Here is an 18,164-nt window from a genome sequence, read left to right on the forward strand (position 1 = left end):
TATATATCATTATTTAATTTTCTGCTCTTCCGGCAGCAAGTCAATAATATCACCGTCCACCTTCGCTACTTCCAATAAGGAGGATCAAGTTCAAGGGCCTTCTCAATGCTCATAATCGCATCACCTATTTTCTCCAGGCGGTTGGCGGCAATCGCTTTTATATAATATTCGCGGGCGGTCTCTACATCTATGGTAGAAATCTTATCCCATGCTTCCTGATTCTTCTTCATTGCCAGCAGCATCACCACCTCATTGAAAGGCTGGTAGCCGCCACCTTTTCGAAAGCATCATTATAATAACCGGCCAATGCCTGAACGATGGCCTGCAAATCTTCAGAAACCGCTTCTTCGGGAACCAATGTCAAGACTGAATCCGCTTTTGTATATTTCCCTTCGTGTAGCAAGGCAATAGCCTGATTAGACAATAACTCCGCCGGTGCCGATTTACTGACAAACGGTTCGAGAATACGTGAATCCGGAGTATCTTTCTGTATCGTTGCCACTGCCAGTTCATTGGCTGCATACGTAAAGTTATCATAAAGTTCAAGAGCTTCCCTACAATACTTTTCCCTTTCGTCGGGAGTTTTTGCTGTCGTAATCATACGGTAATATTCGAAACGGGTCAGTTCCTTCGGATTCTTTCTGTAAAGTTCTCTAATCTCGTCGTCCGTCAAAGAACGGAAGATTGAATAACCATAGGTATATTGCACCTTTCTCAATTTAGGCAAATAAGTAGCCGCAAGTTCCTTGTAGAAAGGTTTCGATTTCAAGACCCCATTCAACCGGTAAGGAGTAGCTGTATATTGTTTGATTAAGTCCTCTACTTCTTTAGCCAGTTCCGGCTTGGAGTTTTTTTTCAGCAATTCAGCTACCTCCTTCCAGGAGGCAACCGATGCATCCGATTTCACCTCCAACAGTTTACGTGTTTCCGGGTCCAGTTGTGCCAGTATACGTTCCAGGGCCTTATCCGTACGCAATTTTGCCAGACGAAGATTCGTCGCGTAAGAACCGTCCGGCGAAGCCACCCCCGTAATATGAAAACTCTTCAAAGAGGCATCCGGGTTCGTCTCAATACCACGCAATTCCTGATTCAACCGGTTCAGTTCCACCTGATTTTGTGGATTCTTATCATCCAGGTCGGCTTTACCTACCAGGAAGGTTAAGTTTACCTCACCTTTCGTATCCCGCAACTGCATCACGGGTTTCGGAAGGTATTTCTCGTCCGTCAGGCTGAAAGCGGAGAATTTATACTCCAAGAAGCGAAGCGGGTTGACCGTTCCGCGTGCAATGGAGAAAGAGTCACGATAAATGATATTCCGGTAATTTTCCATCGCCAGATGCACATCTGCACGGTAGTCATGTTGCAGATATTCTATATAGATAGAATCATGGTAAGCAATAATATCCCCCTTGCGTGAAGAAGTAGTTTTCACACGGATGTAATCGTGCAAAGGATCTTTATCCATATCATAATCGTACATTCGATTTTGCGTTGTATTATAAGTATCCCCGTCGAATACAACAGGACGCATCAACAGACGCTTTTTCAGTGTCACATCATAAATGGAAGGCTGCAATACCAAGCGACGATGTGAGTTAAACATCTCCTTAGGCACCGGGACACGAGTTTTCAGATGGAAATAATTACCTTTGATTTCGATGTCCGTAGGTTCCGGAATCACTTTGTCCTTCACTTTGGAAGTAATTGTAACTTCGTCCAGTTCGATGACGGCATCTTTCAATACTACATTCAGAATCTGCTTTCCTGCCACCTTCACTGTTTTGTCTTCATAACCGACACATGTAAACTTCAACGAGCCGTTTTTCTCAACCAAGACACTGTAACGGCCATCCTCGTCGGACATTTCTATACGTTCGTCATTGACCGGATTCAACACATTTACATTCGGAACACTTTTTCCCTGCGGGTTTGTGATATGCCCCTGCACGCGGATCCGTTGGGCGGATACATTCATACCGACGAACATCATCGCCACGAGAAGTATACCTGTTAATCTATCACGTTTCAAATTGATTTTCATTCTCTTTTCTGACTAGCTAATGTTCGTTATCGAATAATATAAACAAAGGATACCCCCAGTTTGACAGGTGCAATGGTGGTCTTACTATCGTTGACCGCACCCGGTTTCGGAGTACCCTTATCATACTTAAACTGACGGTAGCGCAACACACCCACTCCGGCAGTTGCTTCGATGTTCCAATGATCGCCCAGCACCCATGCGTATCCATAGGTCAAACCGGCGGCGTATGCATCGCCTTTGTGATGCACATCTTTTACCATCATATCAAAATTATTCACGAAAGCGGTGATTCCAAGAAAATGACTCACCATCGGACGATTTAGCCAGTAACGAACTTCAGGCTGAAAATGCGTGAAAGTCGTTTTAAAGTTGTCTGTACTGATTGGGTTCGCAGCAATCCCCATGTTCAAGGAGACATGACTACCCAATACAAATTCTGCTTCTACATTCGGACTGGCGGTCAGCCAACCCAATGCATTTGTCTTTACAGCCACCCGTTGTGCGTGCACATGTACACCACAACATAATAACAGAAATGATAACGCAGCTATTACCCTGCGACCATTTCTCATCACATATACCATCATTTATTTCCCACTAAATATTTCCCACTAAATATTTACCCACAAAAAAAGGGCTTACTGTCCATTTTATATACTACTTGGACAGAAAGCCACAAAATTAGAAAAAATATAGTATTAAAAACGTTTAAACACGCTTTTTTTGTTTTTTATTGCAACAATTTCCATCTTAGGCCATAATATACCATACTACGGATAAGATATACAATTTTTCTTTATTACCAATGAAACATCAGATACGCAACAACATAGGCTCCGACGAAGCATCGGATTTTATCTTCTTATCGCCGATAACAACCGTACAGGGAGCAGAAGAAATAATATACCATTTCCCTTCTTTCTTTTCGAGCAATACATTAGCGGCATTGTCGGTCTGAATCATTACCCCGGGTGCAACCAATTGGGTCCCATTCCCTAAAAACAACGTCCGGTTTCCTGCATATTCATTGCTGATAACAGCATAATCCGCTTTCACTTTCATTCCTTGATAAATAGCGGTTTGTGCAGCATCAGATAGAGAGAAGATATGATCTATACGTCCGTTTTTGCTTTTCACACAGATACCGGCAAAGTCTTCCAAACCTGCTCCTTCTGCATCAAAGTAAGAGACGGACTGAATAGCAGACGGTTCCTTTTTCGTACTCGGTTCATATATCGAGACAAAAGGACGATTCCAAGCTTCTCCATGCTGACGGGCAACAAATGTCAGCGTCGGCTGCTCCTTTATATTATAGGGCATATTCGGTGTACGGCTTAGCCCTTCGGTCATTGGCGCCAAAGCCGTAAAGACTTCACGATCCGGTTCGCCTTTCATCCAAAGATTCATGTATATATCATCGCCGTCCTTATCTTTCATATCTATGGTGAAAGTTGCCTTGACATCCTTATTGGTTGCAGCCACTTTCTTATCATATAAATAGGAATAAGCGTAAAGATGTGCGCCTGCAAAGGCGAGTTCTTCCGTAGACTGGAGATTCAGGTCGCTGCCATCTGCTGCCGTCAATGTCAAAGTCTGTCCAAGGTTGTGATAGAAGTAATCGTGCATCTTATCGCCTCCTTTCTCTTTCCGGCTGCGGAATACATCGACATAATACCCCGTCTCCGCCCCGGTAGTGACAATACTCATCATACGGGTCTGATCCGCCCTGCTTTCCGGTTCACGAAAATAAAGGTTACTGTAAGTAACGGACGTAAATGCTTTGCCCGGTTCCGCTGATGCCGGGAAACAGGAAAGCAAATCAAAAGAATGATTACTTTTCATCACCGGATAGCTCGATATTCCATCCACACAAACTGTATTATGACTGGGGAATTGAGAATAATATTCCGCATAATCCAGTCCGCTATACAGGAAAAGCCCGATACCTGCATCCGGCCCCAGTACGTATCCTTTTCCATAAAGTTCCATCGAAATGCCGTTAGCGTGCATGTGGTTCCCTTCACTGCCATTCAACGAAATCATCAAACTGTTGCGCGGATGCATACCGTTGCGCTGTACCAGCCATGACACATTGGGAGCATAAAACAAAGGAGAAACATAATCTTCTATCTTTCCCGGCTGCACTTTGGGATTTAGCGCCAGCGGTTTATCTTCAAAGAAAGAATTGACAGATACACGCACATTCTTCTTTTCTGTTTTATCATTTCCCAAATCCGGGTTCAGGCATTTCAATAAAGCCGTGAAATAGTTTTCCTGTTCTTTCTTCCCGTTCGCCTGTGCATTCTGTATCATACGGATAAAGAAGTTCGTACTCAAATATCCCGGATGCGTATCTCCAAAGCCACAAATCATACGGTTGGGAAACAGATATTGGGGAGTGGTTGCTACCGCTTTCGACAATACAGGCATTGCTTTCACCAAATCATATTGCAGATTCGTATCAAACTGATTCACAAAATTGGCATAATCATTGATTACCACACTGCTATATCCCGGACATTCTGCCCAAATTCCCGTATTTATATCGAAACCATAATCTGCCAATTGCGTCAGACTCCATTGGCGGATGCTGGAACGGTTCATCACATAGTCGATATAATATTCACGTCCTTTTCCGTCGGCATATTCTTTATTGTCTTCCAATACCAATCCGACATTCATAATAAACCGTGCCTGTAGCAAATTCCAGTTGTTATGAGGTACACCGTTCGCTATGATATTATCCGCCCATTTCTTAAAAGCTCCGGCGTAGATTTCCATTTTATCCGGGTAATTGGCCTTTAGATAATTATATAGAAAATCGTATAAAGGGACAGCGATATGGAGTGCGTCTTCATGGATGACTTCGAAAGAAGTCAATCCTACCAATGTTTGCTGATGGCCGTGATTCAGGTCGATGGGCACGTTTCTATAATAAATACCTGTCATATATGTATCAAAGACCCCCGCGGCAAGTTTAGCGAATTTCTCTTCATCCGTCATCCAATAAAGGAAAGCGGCATCACGGGCAATTCCCAGGATTTCGCAGTTCAGGCTTTCAATATTCCGGCCTGTTTTGGATGGGTGTACACTCTCCATAGGACGGTCGGGAAGTGCATTATTGCAGAAAGTGACATTCCCATCCTCATCATCATAAGGAACGACATCCGCCAATTTGGGACGGCCGTGGGTAGCAGCTGTGCCACGGGTTCCTGTGTAACGCACAGTGGGATAAGGAGCTTTTTCACCACCTGCATGGTCGAACGTTTCACCTTTCACATATACTTCCGTGGCATGAGACTTCCAGTACATTGCCAAACGAGACAGCAACCACGCCGGTTGAGCATCCGTCAGGTTCGTATATACTTCCGTCCGTTCCTTCAATTTATTGAAAACATCTTTCGCCCATTCTTCTTTTTTAATCAGCTTCCATGTTTCCTGCTTTCCCGCCGGAGTAGTCAGTACCCGCGGATGTGTCTGCGGCATCTTTTCCGGCAAAGGAATCTCTTGTCCGGATGCGCTGTTCAGAAAGGATAGAAAACATAGTCCAAGTAAAATTCGTCTCATACTTCAATTTTCTTTTTTTAGGTTTGATACCTATTAAATACGAAGATAGAGATTTATTTACCTAAATCCTCCGTCAAAGAACAATTTTATTTGTACGAGACTACGCTGTTATTTCAAACAAAGAATTATATTTGCAAAAAACCGACTAACAATTCTGATACTTATGAAAATTTTATCTATCCATGATTTGGCAACAATCAGGAAGAGAGCAGAGCACAATCTTTCATTGCGCGAAGAAAGTAATGAAAAGGTGACTGAAAAGTGTTACGGACTGGCATCCGGTGCGCAACATCTTCAGATTCTGATCTGCGGTGGTACAGGCTGTAAGGCATCTTCCAGCCAGGGTATTACAGACAATCTTCTAAAAGCCATCCAAAAGAACGAAATCACCGACAAAGTAGAAGTCATCACCGTAGGCTGTTTCGGCTTCTGTGAAAAAGGTCCTATCGTGAAAATTATCCCCGATAATACCTTTTACACCCAAGTCACTCCCGAAGATGCGGAAGAAATCATCAACGAGCATATCATCGGAGGACGAAGAATCGAACGGTTGCTGTATGTAGATCCCAAAACGGAACATACCGTCAGCGACTCCAAGCACATGGATTTCTACCGGAAACAACTCCGCATCGCATTGCGTAACTGTGGTTTTATCGATCCCGAAAATATTGAAGAGTATATCGCCCGTGAAGGATACTTTGCATTGGCCGATTGCCTGCTTAACAAAAAGCCGACGGACGTTATTGATATTATCAAACGTTCGGGACTTCGCGGACGTGGTGGTGGCGGTTTCCCGACGGGACTGAAATGGGAATTTGCCAACAAGCAACAGTCAGATGTCAAATACGTGGTTTGTAACGCCGACGAAGGAGATCCCGGTGCATTCATGGACCGTTCCATTATGGAGGGCGACCCACATTCGATTGTAGAAGCGATGTGTGTCTGCGGTTATTCCATCGGGTCCACCAAAGGATTAGTATATATCCGTGCCGAATATCCGTTAGCTATCAACCGACTGAAAACAGCTATCAATCAGGCGCGCGAATACGGATTACTGGGAGATCATATCTTAGGAACAGATTTCAGTTTCGACATAGAAATACGATACGGAGCCGGAGCTTTTGTCTGCGGAGAAGAAACTGCCCTTATTCATTCGATGGAAGGAAAACGAGGAGAGCCGACTCTGAAACCTCCCTTCCCTGCCGAATCCGGTTATCTGGGAAAACCAACCAATGTAAATAATGTGGAAACGCTTGCCAATATTCCCATTATTCTAACCAAAGGAGCCGACTGGTTTGCAACGATTGGCACAGAACGTTCCAAAGGAACCAAAGTGTTTGCTCTTGCCGGAAAGATTAATAATGTCGGACTGATCGAAGTGCCGATGGGAACTACTCTTCGGGAAGTAATCTACGAAATCGGAGGAGGCATCAAAGGCGGAAAGAAGTTCAAAGCTGTACAAACAGGAGGACCGTCAGGCGGCTGTCTGACAGAAAAACATCTGGACACTCCCATTGACTTTGACAACCTTCTCTCGGCCGGTTCCATGATGGGTTCAGGAGGGATGATTGTCATGGATGAGGACGACTGCATGGTATCCGTAGCCCGCTTTTATCTGGATTTTACAGTGGAAGAGTCCTGCGGGAAATGCACACCTTGCCGCATTGGAAACAAACGTCTGTTGGAACTACTGAACAAGATTACAGAAGGAAAAGGCACAGAAAAAGACCTGGACACACTTGCCACTTTGGGACAAGTCATCAAAGATACGGCCCTCTGCGGACTGGGACAAACCTCTCCGAATCCCGTTTTATCCACATTGGATAACTTCTACGATGAATATATGGAACACGTACGGGATAAGACTTGTCGTTCCAAGCAATGTAAATCACTATTAACATATACCATCAGTCCGGAACGTTGCATTGGTTGTCATCTATGCGCCAAAAACTGTCCGGCGGATGCTATCAGCGGGCTGGTGCGCAAGCCACATGTCATTGCTCCTGATAAATGTATCAAGTGCGGCATGTGCATGGCACGCTGCAAATTCAACGCTATTCTTGTCTGCTAAAATCTTATTTACTATGGAAGAAAAACAAATTACTCTCCAGATAGACGGTCATTTCATCACTGTGCCCGAGGGAAGCACTATTCTTGAAGCCGCTATCAAAATCGGTATCAATATACCTACGCTGTGTCATATCGACCTGAAAGGAACCTGTATAAAAAATAATCCGGCTTCCTGCCGTATTTGTGTGGTTGAAGTGATGGGACGGCGCAACCTGGCTCCTGCCTGCGCTACCCGTTGCACGGAGGGCATGGTAGTAAAAACCAGTACCCTGCGCGTAATGAACGCTCGCAAAGTGGTGGCTGAACTGATCCTTTCGGATCACCCCAATGACTGCCTCACTTGCCCTAAATGCGGCAACTGCGAGCTCCAAACGTTAGCACTGCGTTTCAACATTCGCGAAATGCCTTTCAATGGCGGTGAGCTGTCCCCCCGCAAACGGGAAATTACCGCTTCTATCGTCCGTAATATGGATAAATGCATTTTCTGTCGCCGTTGTGAAAGTGTTTGCAATGATGTACAGACGGTCGGAGCATTGGGTGCCATCCGTCGCGGATTCAATACAACCATCGCTCCTGCCTTTGACCGAATGATGACGGAAAGTGAATGTACTTACTGCGGTCAGTGCGTGGCTGTCTGTCCCGTAGGCGCATTAACAGAACGTGACTACACCAACCGTCTGCTCGACGATCTGGCTAATCCGGACAAAGTAGTGATTGTGCAGACCGCACCTGCCGTACGGGCGGCCCTAGGTGAAGAATTCGGATTTCCTCCCGGCACTCTGGTAACCGGAAAAATGGTGTATGCACTTCGCGAACTGGGATTCGACTATGTATTCGATACTGATTTTGCAGCCGACCTTACCATTATGGAAGAGGGTTCTGAAATTCTGAACCGCCTGACACGTTATCTCAACGGAGATAAATCCGTACGATTACCTATCCTGACTTCCTGCTGTCCGGCATGGGTCAACTTCTTCGAACATCATTTCCCGGACATGCTGGACATTCCGTCCACCGCCCGCTCCCCACAACAGATGTTCGGTTCCATTGCCAAATCCTATTGGGCGGAGAAAATGGGCATACCCAGAGAAAAACTGGTTGTCGTATCTATCATGCCTTGTCTGGCTAAAAAGTACGAATGTGCACGTGATGAATTCAAAGTGAACGGTATCCCCGATGTGGATTATTCTATCTCTACCCGTGAACTGGCACGACTAATTAAACGTGCCAATATCGGGTTCCCTCTCGTACTGGACAGCCCATTCGACAACCCGATGGGTGAATCGACAGGTGCCGGTGTCATTTTCGGAACAACAGGTGGTGTAATGGAAGCCGCCCTCCGTTCTGTCTATGAAATCTATACCGGAGAACCTTTGAAAAATGTAAATTTCGAACAGGTACGCGGACTAAATGGCGTCCGTCGTGCTACCATTAACCTAAACGGATTTGAATTAAAAGTAGGCATTGCACACGGACTAGGCAACGCTCGTCATCTACTGGAAGATATACGGAACGGGCACAACGAATATCATGTAATCGAAATTATGGCTTGCCCCGGAGGCTGTATCGGTGGCGGCGGGCAGCCTTTGCATCACGGCAACTCGGAAATACTCTATGCACGCGCCAACGCACTTTACCGTGAAGACGCCAACAAACCTTTGCGCAAATCGCACGAGAATCCGTATATCAAGACATTATACGAGGATTATCTCGGCAAACCGCTAGGTGAGAAATCGGAAACTCTCCTGCATACGCATTATTTCAACAAAGCGATTGATTAACTTTTAAATGAAGAGTATTATGTCAGATATCAAACTAGCCTGTGACATGGCAGAGCAAATCAAAACGATCTGCGACAAGCATGGAAACAAACCGGGCGAACTTATCAATATTTTGCATGAGGCACAGCATTTGCAAGGGTATCTACCCGAGGAAACGCAACGGATTATCGCTTCCAAACTTGGAATTCCCGTATCGAAAGTGTATGGTGTCGTCACTTTCTATACTTTCTTTACCATGACTCCCAAAGGAAAACATCCCATCTCTGTTTGCATGGGTACAGCTTGTTATGTACGTGGTTCAGAAAAACTGCTGGAAGAGTTCAAACGTGTATTAGGTATCGAAGTCGGTGACACTACCCCGGACGGAAAGTTCTCATTAGACTGTCTGCGTTGTGTAGGCGCCTGCGGACTGGCTCCGGTAGTGATGATCGGCGAGAAGGTATATGGTCGATTACAACCGGTAGATGTAAAGAAGATTATTGAAGAATTGGAATAACCGAATTCCCGAAAACAATATAAAACAAACGGCTGCCTTGATAAGTCAAAACAGCCGTTCATTAATATTAAAATGTAAAAAATGATGCGGAGAGAACGAGATTCGAACTCGTGATACCCTTTAGGGGTATACACGCTTTCCAGGCGTGCCTCTTCAACCACTCGAGCACCTCTCCTTACAATTACCAACTAGAGAAAAAACTCTCCATAAAAACAGAAAGCAGCAAAAAGCTGCTTTCTAGCGGAGAGACAGGGATTCGAACCCCGGGTACCTCGCAGTACAACGGTTTTCAAGACCGCCGCAATCGACCACTCTGCCACCTCTCCAAAACTTCTTTATCAGAAGTGCTTTTCGTTAAAAGCGGTGCAAAGGTACGAATATATTTTAAACTTACAAGAGTTTTCACAAAAAAAATCACGAACATCATTTCCAAAGAATAGCAATATCTAGGTATTTTATGTTGAAAAGCATAAAATAGAGCATATTTATGCTGATTATATGAAAAAACGTTGTAACTTTGTGCGCTCTAAAGAAAAGGATAACTACAACCTCTAATTTTATCATTTATGGAATTAAATAAGATCTTTAAAGACGGTCTTTGGAGCACAGAAATCAACGTAAGAGATTTCGTTAGTCACAACATCACTCCGTATTATGGAGATGCTTCTTTCCTCGAAGGACCTACCGAACGCACAAAAGCTGTATGGAACCGCTGCCTCGAAGCACTGGCAGAAGAAAGAGCCAATAACGGAGTACGCTCACTGGATAATGTCACCGTCTCAACCATCACTTCTCATAAAGCCGGATATATCGACAAAGAAAACGAACTGATCGTCGGTCTGCAAACAGACGAACTTCTGAAACGTGCAATCAAACCTTTCGGAGGTATCAACGTGGTGAGCAAAGCCTGCCACGAAAACGGCGTGGAAGTGGACGACCGTGTAAAAGATATATTCACTCACTACCGCAAGACGCACAACGACGGAGTATTTGACGTATATACCGAAGAAATCCGTTCGTTCCGTTCTCTGGGATTCCTCACCGGACTTCCTGACAACTATGCCCGCGGACGTATCATCGGCGACTACCGCCGTATGGCTCTCTATGGTATCGACCGACTGATTGAGGCAAAAAAAGAAGATTTGCGTAACCTTACCGGTCCGATGACCGAAGCCCGCATCCGCCTGCGCGAAGAAGTGGCAGAGCAAATCAAGGCATTGAAGGACATGAAGGTAATGGGCGAATACTACGGACTCGACTTGAGCCGTCCTGCCTACACCGCACAAGAAGCAGTACAATGGGTGTACATGGCTTACCTTGCTGCCGTAAAAGAACAAGACGGTGCTGCCATGTCACTGGGTAACGTCTCTTCGTTCCTCGACATTTATATGGAATATGAATTGAGCAAAGGAACCATCACAGAATCTTTCGCACAGGAGCTGATCGACCAGTTTGTCATCAAACTGCGTATGGTGCGCCACCTGCGTATGCAATCTTACAACGACATCTTTGCCGGCGACCCGACATGGGTAACCGAATCTCTGGGCGGACGCCTCAACGACGGACGCACCAAGGTGACAAAGACTTCTTTCCGCTTCCTGCAAACACTCTACAACCTCGGCCCTTCACCGGAACCGAACCTGACTGTATTGTGGAGCCCGGAACTGCCGGAAGGATTCAAAGAATTCTGCGCAAAAGTATCTATCGACACTTCTTCCATCCAATATGAAAACGACGACCTGATGCGTGAAGTGCGCCAGTCTGACGACTACGGAATCGCGTGCTGCGTATCTTATCAGGAAATCGGAAAACAAATCCAATTCTTCGGCGCACGTTGCAACCTGGCAAAAGCCCTGCTGCTTGCCATCAACGGCGGACGTTGCGAAAACACCGGTACGGTAATGGTGAAAAATATCCCCGTACTAACCAGCGACACACTGAACTTCGAAGAAGTAATGAGCAACTACAAGAAGGTATTGACAGAAATCGCCCGTGTTTACAACGAAGCGATGAACATCATCCATTATATGCATGATAAGTATTACTACGAAAAAGCCCAAATGGCTCTTGTAGATACCAACCCACGCATCAACCTTGCTTACGGTGTAGCCGGACTTTCTATCGCCCTCGATTCACTGTCGGCCATCAAATATGCCAAAGTAACCGCACGCCGCAACGACATCGGTCTGACAGAAGGTTTCGATATTCAAGGCGAATTCCCTTGCTTCGGTAATGACAACGACAAGGTAGACCACCTGGGTGTTGACCTGGTCTATTTCTTCAGCGAAGAATTGAAGAAACTTCCGGTTTACAAAAATGCCCGTCCTACTCTGTCTTTGCTCACCATCACTTCCAACGTGATGTATGGCAAGAAAACAGGTGCTACTCCCGACGGACGCGCCAAAGGTGTCGCTTTTGCTCCGGGAGCCAACCCGATGCACGGACGTGACAAGAACGGTGCTATCGCCTCTTTGAGTTCCGTAGCGAAATTGCGTTACCGCGACTCACAAGACGGTATCAGCAACACCTTCTCCATCGTTCCGAAATCACTGGGAGCTACTGAAGAGGATCGCGTAGAAAATCTGGTGACAATGATGGATGGTTACTTCACCAAAGGCGCTCACCACTTGAACGTAAATGTGCTGAACCGTGAGATGCTTTACGACGCCATGGAGCATCCGGAAAAATATCCGCAGCTTACCATCCGTGTTTCCGGTTATGCCGTAAACTTCGTGAAGTTGAGCCGCGAACATCAATTGGAAGTAATCAGCCGTAGCTTCCACGAACGTATGTAATCAGATCTACTCAATATGACGATAAACGTACATTCATACGAAAGTATGGGAACATTCGACGGGCCGGGCTTACGGCTCGTCGTTTTTCTTCAAGGATGCAATTTCCGCTGCCTGTATTGTGCCAATCCCGACACGATAGCCGGAAAAGGAGGTACACCTACCCCACCGGAAGAAATCGTCCGCATGGCTATGAGCCAACGTCCTTTTTTCGGGAAACGCGGAGGAGTCACTTTCTCCGGAGGAGAACCTACGTTTCAGGCCAAAGCACTGGTTCCCCTGGTGCGTGAACTGAAAGAAAAGGGAATACATGTATGCATAGACAGCAACGGCGGTATCTGGAACGAAGAAGTAGAAGAACTTTTCAAACTGACGGATCTTGTATTGCTGGATATTAAAGAGTTCAATCCGGCACGCCATCAGGCACTGACCGGAAGAAGTAACGAGCAAACCATCCGCACGGCAGCATGGCTGGAAGAAAACGAGAAACCTTTCTGGCTGCGTTATGTATTAGTGCCCGGATACAGCGATTTCGAAGAGACATCCGCCGTTTAGGAGAGGCTCTGGGAAAATATAAGATGGTGCAACGAGTGGAAATCCTGCCTTATCATACATTAGGCGTACATAAGTATGAAGCGATGGAGCAGGAATACAAACTGAAAGACGTAAAAGAAAATACCCCCGAACAACTTGAAAAAGCCGCGGAGGTATTTAAAGAGTATTTCACTACTGTGGTGGTCAATTAACCACCACAGTAATAAATAGGATAAAAATCACCATGTCTCTGCTTTCACTTCAAAACAGGGACACTCTTTGATCCGTTCCCAGGGGTCTACAATTCCATTATAATTAGTGTCAGGGCTCAAGTCCCGGTGACCGACCACCTTTGCATCCGGATAACGCTGCAACAACTCGCTTACCAGACGATGCATCGCCTCTTTCTGGCGGGAAGTACGTGTATCCGCTGCCTTTCCGTTCTCATCCAGCCCGCCTTCATAGCACACCCCTAAACTAATCGCATTAAAACCGCGTGCATGAGCACCCACCGTATCTTCATCCCTCATCGGTTCTATCTGTCCCGACTTGCGGATATAATAATGATACCCCCAACAAGAAAAGCCCCGAAAGCGATGGGCAGTGTCCACATCCTTCGCCGTGAAGTCGCGATCAGCACGGGTAGCAGAGCAGTGAATCACAATCAGACTAATCTTTCTCATCGTCCTTTTCCCTTTCCGTTGTTTTCACATTACACACTTCCTTATGGGTAGCATTGAAGCGCACCTCTCTCACAATTCTGTTCCGCTTTCTTTTTCCGAAGAAAGGCACAAGGAACATGATTACATCCAAAATCTTAGTTACAATTTCTTTCATTTGATCTAATATTAAAGTTATCATGCTGCCGGATCCGGAGCTTCTCCGCTTCCACCACCGTCTGAACCGCCACCGGAACCTTTGTCATCGTCTTCTCCTTCATTGCCGCTACCGCCCGTTTGGGCCACCGCACGCGTCGTTACCTGTTGGTAGCTAAGAATCTTCGTGATGTCCGCCAACGTCTTTCCGGGACGGAAAATAATATGGGCAGCCGTAATCAGCGAACTTGAAAACTCCTTGACCGACACAGCTCCTTCACTGTTCAACCCGATCTGCAAACTGCCCAAATCACCCAGCCGGACTATTCTTCCCGCTTTCAACGCACGCTTCGCCTCATAAAGAATACCCGAAATGGCGGCACGCACATCTGTCTCCGTACAGGTAGACCGACTCGTGATTCCCTCGCACAACTCTTCAAAATCCAACTCTCCCGAAGCCTGTGCCTGCGCGTAATACTTTGCCGACTCATCCTTTTTGGCAGGATTCTTGCGCGGCACTACTGAATAAGTTACTGTCATTGCCATAATAAAATAATTTTAAGATTTCACACATTTCGAACGCGTTCCTTATTTGTTAACGACATAAAGATAACACATTTTTCACCCTCCGGATTCCCCAACGAAGTTTCCTGATATTCTATGAATAATAATGACGTTATTCTTTTAATAAACCATTAATTTTCAGTAACTTTATAGCATAAACCAAATATCATTCATCATGTATTATCCGGATCAGCCGTTTCATATCCGCACTTATAAAAAGTCGGAACTAGCTCATCTTTACAACCCCAACGTATGTCTCAAAGTAGCCTTACAAATACTACGTCGTTGGATTGTCTACAACCTTCCGCTCCTGCAAGAACTCGAACAAGAAGGCTATCGTGCCCGCAACCGCCTTCTCTCTCCCCGGCAAGTGGCAACGATCATACGCTATTTGGGAGAACCCTAGGAACTTAATCAAAAAAACGAAAAGTTCCATTCTATTATTTTACAAACAAATTTCTTTGCAACCGCAAATTAAAAAGAACAAACCAACATGGAGCATTTTACCATCTTTCAAGACTTTTACCGCGTCATAGCCGAAATGACAGAAGAAGAAATCGTATCGGCCATCAGCAACGGCACATACCGGGAAACAGTGGAGGACGTGCGCCGAATCTTCGCGGAACAAGGCGAGAAAGCAGCAAACGAAAAGAAAATAGAACTACCGGAAATCACCTTTTCAGCCAACTACCGGGGAGGACGTTCAAACGCAACTCTCGTCAAGTATCTGGGATACATCGTGGTAGACATCGACCATCAGACACAGGAAGCATTGGCACGCATCCTCGCACTGGCAAAAAAGTGTGCCCACACCCGCATCGCTTTCATCAGTCCCAAAGGAATGGGACTGAAAATCGTGGTACGTGTATGCCGGACGGACGGGACATTGCCCGAAACGATTCAGGAAATTGAAGATTTCCATCATGCCGCTTATCACAAAATCGCTTCCTTTTATGCCCAGCTCTGCGGAGTTGAGGTCGACACTTCCGGACAAGATGTCAGCCGCACTTGCCTGTTCTCTTACGATCCGGATATTTATTTCAATCCCGATGCCACAGCTGTCATCGTGGAACAGCCACCGATGTTCTTCAAGTCTCAAAAGAAGAAAAGGGCATCCGGCAAAAAGAAAAAGACGACAGCACCAGACAACAATCCCCTCACCGAACAAGTGGCACTCAACTACCATTCCTCGCACGCTTCCTTAATGGTGACTCTGAACTATTATCACAATAAATCCGAAAAGTACGTCACCGGCAACCGGAACAACTACCTGCATTGCCTGGCTTGTATGTACAATCGCTACGGCGTCCCCCAGGAAGAGGCGGCAGCTTTTATCAAGAGCCAGTTCACCGATCTTCCCGCGGATGAAATGGACGCACTGATCGGGAGTGCTTACGGACACAATGAGGAATTCGACACCCGCAAGCTGAATAGTACGCAGAAGCGAATATTACAGATTGAGCAACATATCAAAGAAAATTACGATACACGCTACAACGAAGTGCTTCATATCATGGAATATCGCAGAAGGAAAACGGACACGGAGCAACCGGAACCTTTCCATATTCTCGACGAAATGATGGAAAACAGCATTTGGATGGAGATGAACGAACTAGGCTATTCGTGCACCGTCAAAACAATTCAAAATCTGATCTACTCCGACTTCAGCAGCACTTACCATCCTATTCGCGATATTTAGACTCGCTGCCTGAATGGGACGGAACGGATTATATCGGTATCCTTGCCAACAGCGTGCATACTAGTCACCAGAAATTTTGGGTAGAATGTCTGGAACGTTATCTGGTGGGAATGTGCGCTGCCGCCACACAAGACGATGTGGTGAACCACACTGTTTTGTTGCTTTGCAGCGAAATACAGAACATCGGAAAGACTACGTTTATCAACAACCTGCTGCCGCCCGAATTGCGCGCCTATCTTTCTACCGGTCTTATCAACCCGAACAACAAGGATGATCTGGCCAAAATAGCGCAGGCGATGCTTATCAATCTGGATGAGTTTGAAGGGATGAACGGACGGGAACTGAATATCTTCAAGGATTTGGTTACCCGCAAAGTAATCAGCATCCGCCTGCCATACGCGCGGCGTTCACAGAACTTCCCTCACACGGCTTCTTTTGCCGGCACATGCAATTATCAGGAAGTGCTTCACGACACCACAGGTAACCGCCGTTTTCTCTGCTTTCATGTCAACTCGATGGAGTTTATCAAAATAAACTACGCGCAGTTGTATGCACAAATCAAGTATCTGCTCAACAAGCCGGGGTATCAGTATTGGTTCACCCAGTCGGAAAACTCACGGATTGAAGAGAACAACGAGGATTTCATTTTCCACTCACCGGAAGAAGAACTGGTGTTGACACATATCCGCAAACCGGAACGTTTCGAAAAGGTGCATTATCTGACGGTCACTGAAATTGCGGAATTGATTCGCGAACGGACGGGGTATCAATATTCTCATGGAACCAAAGCCCAACTAGGAAAAGTGATGTCCAAACATGGCTTCGAATTTCATAAGGGAAAAAACGGGAGAAGATACACTGTATTCATTATTGATACGGAACAGGTGAAATCAAACAGGCTATATGAATAAGATTTCATCTCCTTCGCACGCAAAAAGGTGAGGGTTGGTGAGGGTACTTTTGCAACTTTTCATTTTTATATTTCTTATTTCTATTCTTCTATTTTCTTCTAAAAAAAAATACGAATGTTAGAAATTTACCCTCACCTACCCTCACCTTTTCCTTTTTCTTCCTCAAAAAAACGGTGGGAAATTGAAAAAGACAGTTATCTTTTTCAAATTTCCCACCATGTTTTTTTTAATCGCTTTTTATAAAGACATCGAAAATTCGATCCTACAACCTAACGCATTCATGATGCGATAGAAGGTAGAAACCTTAGGTTCTGTCTGACCACTTTCCACTCTTGAAATATAAGAACGGTCGGAACCGATACGCCGAGCTAATTCTGCTTGAGTAATCTTAGCCTTTTTCCTTGCGTCTTCGATAATTTGCCCGGTGTAGAAAGCATACGCTTTTTCTTCTGCTTCCGCACGAGTAACAGTTCCTTCCTTACCAAAACGCTCATCTATTAATGCGCTGACGTTAAAGAATTCCTCATTTGTTTTTGCTTCCATAATACTCCTTTCTTAATATCTTTGCTTTTTCAATTTCTTTCTTTGGAGGTCAATATACGAATTGTTGTTCAACTATACAACAATCGTCTTTTTATTTTATATTATTTTTCCTCAAATTCTCCGGCACGCTTTTTCTTCTCATAAGACACCAGCGTCTCTACACTAAGCGTTTTCCCATTCCTAGGCTTATCACATCTACAACGCTTGCTAACGCACGAAAAGTCTGTTCGCAATTTGCTATTCCGTCATACGTCAACCTACCCCGATTGATGGCATCGAGCACAACAGAGACATATTGCTTCGGATTTCCCCGATACTCGATGATGACAGGCGTGAGATGCGACATCTCTC

General features: G+C 45.4%; 11 protein-coding genes, 2 tRNA genes and 4 pseudogenes. 7 read left to right on the top strand and 10 right to left on the bottom strand.

Annotated elements, in window-relative coordinates:
• Positions 1–9 precede the first annotated feature (9 nt).
• The 3 genes and pseudogenes from DXA05_RS13800 to DXA05_RS13810 form a co-directional block, all read right to left on the bottom strand.
• A pseudogene (locus DXA05_RS13800) lies at positions 10–2,041 on the bottom strand (carboxypeptidase-like regulatory domain-containing protein).
• Positions 2,042–2,067: 26 nt separating this feature from the next.
• Positions 2,068–2,613: a DUF3575 domain-containing protein gene (locus tag DXA05_RS13805; RefSeq protein ID WP_004305849.1), complete on the bottom strand. Its 546-nt coding sequence runs from the start codon at positions 2,611–2,613 to the stop codon at positions 2,068–2,070.
• 241 nt (positions 2,614–2,854) lie between these two features.
• Complete coding sequence (locus DXA05_RS13810) at positions 2,855–5,608, bottom strand: heparinase II/III family protein (RefSeq protein WP_004305847.1); 2,754 nt, start codon at positions 5,606–5,608, stop codon at positions 2,855–2,857.
• 163 nt (positions 5,609–5,771) lie between these two features.
• Here DXA05_RS13810 and DXA05_RS13815 point away from each other — a divergent pair, with 163 nt between their 5' ends.
• Genes DXA05_RS13815 through nuoE form a run of 3 tightly spaced genes read left to right on the top strand, consistent with a single transcriptional unit; the run spans position 5,772 to position 9,955 of the window.
• Positions 5,772–7,679, top strand: a complete 1,908-nt coding sequence (locus tag DXA05_RS13815) for an NADH-quinone oxidoreductase subunit NuoF (protein WP_087318456.1) — start codon at positions 5,772–5,774, stop codon at positions 7,677–7,679.
• Between the two features lie 13 nt (positions 7,680–7,692).
• Positions 7,693–9,459 (top strand): NADH-dependent [FeFe] hydrogenase, group A6, encoded by a 1,767-nt coding sequence (locus DXA05_RS13820; RefSeq protein WP_004305843.1) that lies wholly within the window; start codon positions 7,693–7,695, stop codon positions 9,457–9,459.
• A gap of 19 nt (positions 9,460–9,478) precedes the next feature.
• Positions 9,479–9,955: an NADH-quinone oxidoreductase subunit NuoE gene (gene nuoE, locus DXA05_RS13825; protein WP_004305841.1), complete on the top strand. Its 477-nt coding sequence runs from the start codon at positions 9,479–9,481 to the stop codon at positions 9,953–9,955.
• An 87-nt stretch (positions 9,956–10,042) separates the two neighbouring features.
• Here nuoE and DXA05_RS13830 read toward each other — a convergent pair.
• A tRNA-Ser gene (locus DXA05_RS13830) sits at positions 10,043–10,130 on the bottom strand.
• Between the two features lie 66 nt (positions 10,131–10,196).
• A tRNA-Ser gene (locus DXA05_RS13835) sits at positions 10,197–10,281 on the bottom strand.
• A gap of 240 nt (positions 10,282–10,521) precedes the next feature.
• On the opposite strand from DXA05_RS13835, the gene pflB reads away from it, so the two are divergent.
• Entirely contained in the window at positions 10,522–12,750 is a 2,229-nt protein-coding gene (gene pflB / locus DXA05_RS13840) for a formate C-acetyltransferase (protein WP_004308785.1), read from the top strand.
• Between the two features lie 15 nt (positions 12,751–12,765).
• Positions 12,766–13,493 (top strand): annotated as a pseudogene (gene pflA / locus DXA05_RS13845) (pyruvate formate-lyase-activating protein).
• A 27-nt stretch (positions 13,494–13,520) separates the two neighbouring features.
• Here the strand turns inward: pflA and DXA05_RS13850 are convergent.
• The 3 genes from DXA05_RS13850 to DXA05_RS13860 are packed head-to-tail and all read right to left on the bottom strand — an operon-like array spanning position 13,521 to position 14,642.
• Positions 13,521–13,964 carry an N-acetylmuramoyl-L-alanine amidase gene (locus tag DXA05_RS13850; RefSeq protein ID WP_118218141.1) on the bottom strand — a complete coding sequence of 148 codons (444 nt, stop codon included), beginning with the start codon at positions 13,962–13,964 and terminating at the stop codon, positions 13,521–13,523.
• Positions 13,951–14,142, bottom strand: coding sequence for a hypothetical protein (locus DXA05_RS13855; protein WP_004302306.1), 192 nt, complete (start codon positions 14,140–14,142; stop codon positions 13,951–13,953). The genes DXA05_RS13850 and DXA05_RS13855 overlap by 14 nt, the downstream gene beginning before the upstream one ends.
• Positions 14,139–14,642 (bottom strand): HU family DNA-binding protein, encoded by a 504-nt coding sequence (locus tag DXA05_RS13860; RefSeq protein ID WP_004305836.1) that lies wholly within the window; start codon positions 14,640–14,642, stop codon positions 14,139–14,141. Before DXA05_RS13860 ends, DXA05_RS13855 begins: the two co-directional genes overlap by 4 nt.
• Before the next feature lie 193 nt (positions 14,643–14,835).
• On the opposite strand from DXA05_RS13860, the gene DXA05_RS13865 reads away from it, so the two are divergent.
• Complete coding sequence (locus tag DXA05_RS13865) at positions 14,836–15,066, top strand: DUF4248 domain-containing protein (RefSeq protein ID WP_004305834.1); 231 nt, start codon at positions 14,836–14,838, stop codon at positions 15,064–15,066.
• Between the two features lie 87 nt (positions 15,067–15,153).
• Positions 15,154–17,270 (top strand): annotated as a pseudogene (locus DXA05_RS13870) (BT4734/BF3469 family protein).
• 237 nt (positions 17,271–17,507) lie between these two features.
• Here DXA05_RS13870 and DXA05_RS13875 read toward each other — a convergent pair.
• On the bottom strand, positions 17,508–17,813 hold the full coding sequence (locus tag DXA05_RS13875; RefSeq protein WP_004325432.1) for a helix-turn-helix transcriptional regulator: 306 nt from the start codon (positions 17,811–17,813) through the stop codon (positions 17,508–17,510).
• A gap of 101 nt (positions 17,814–17,914) precedes the next feature.
• Positions 17,915–18,159: pseudogene (locus DXA05_RS13885) on the bottom strand (hypothetical protein).
• Positions 18,160–18,164 lie beyond the last annotated feature (5 nt).

Origin of the sequence: Bacteroides sp. AM54-2NS (assembly GCF_003602935.1) — a bacterium.
GTDB lineage: Bacteria > Bacteroidota > Bacteroidia > Bacteroidales > Bacteroidaceae > Bacteroides > Bacteroides xylanisolvens.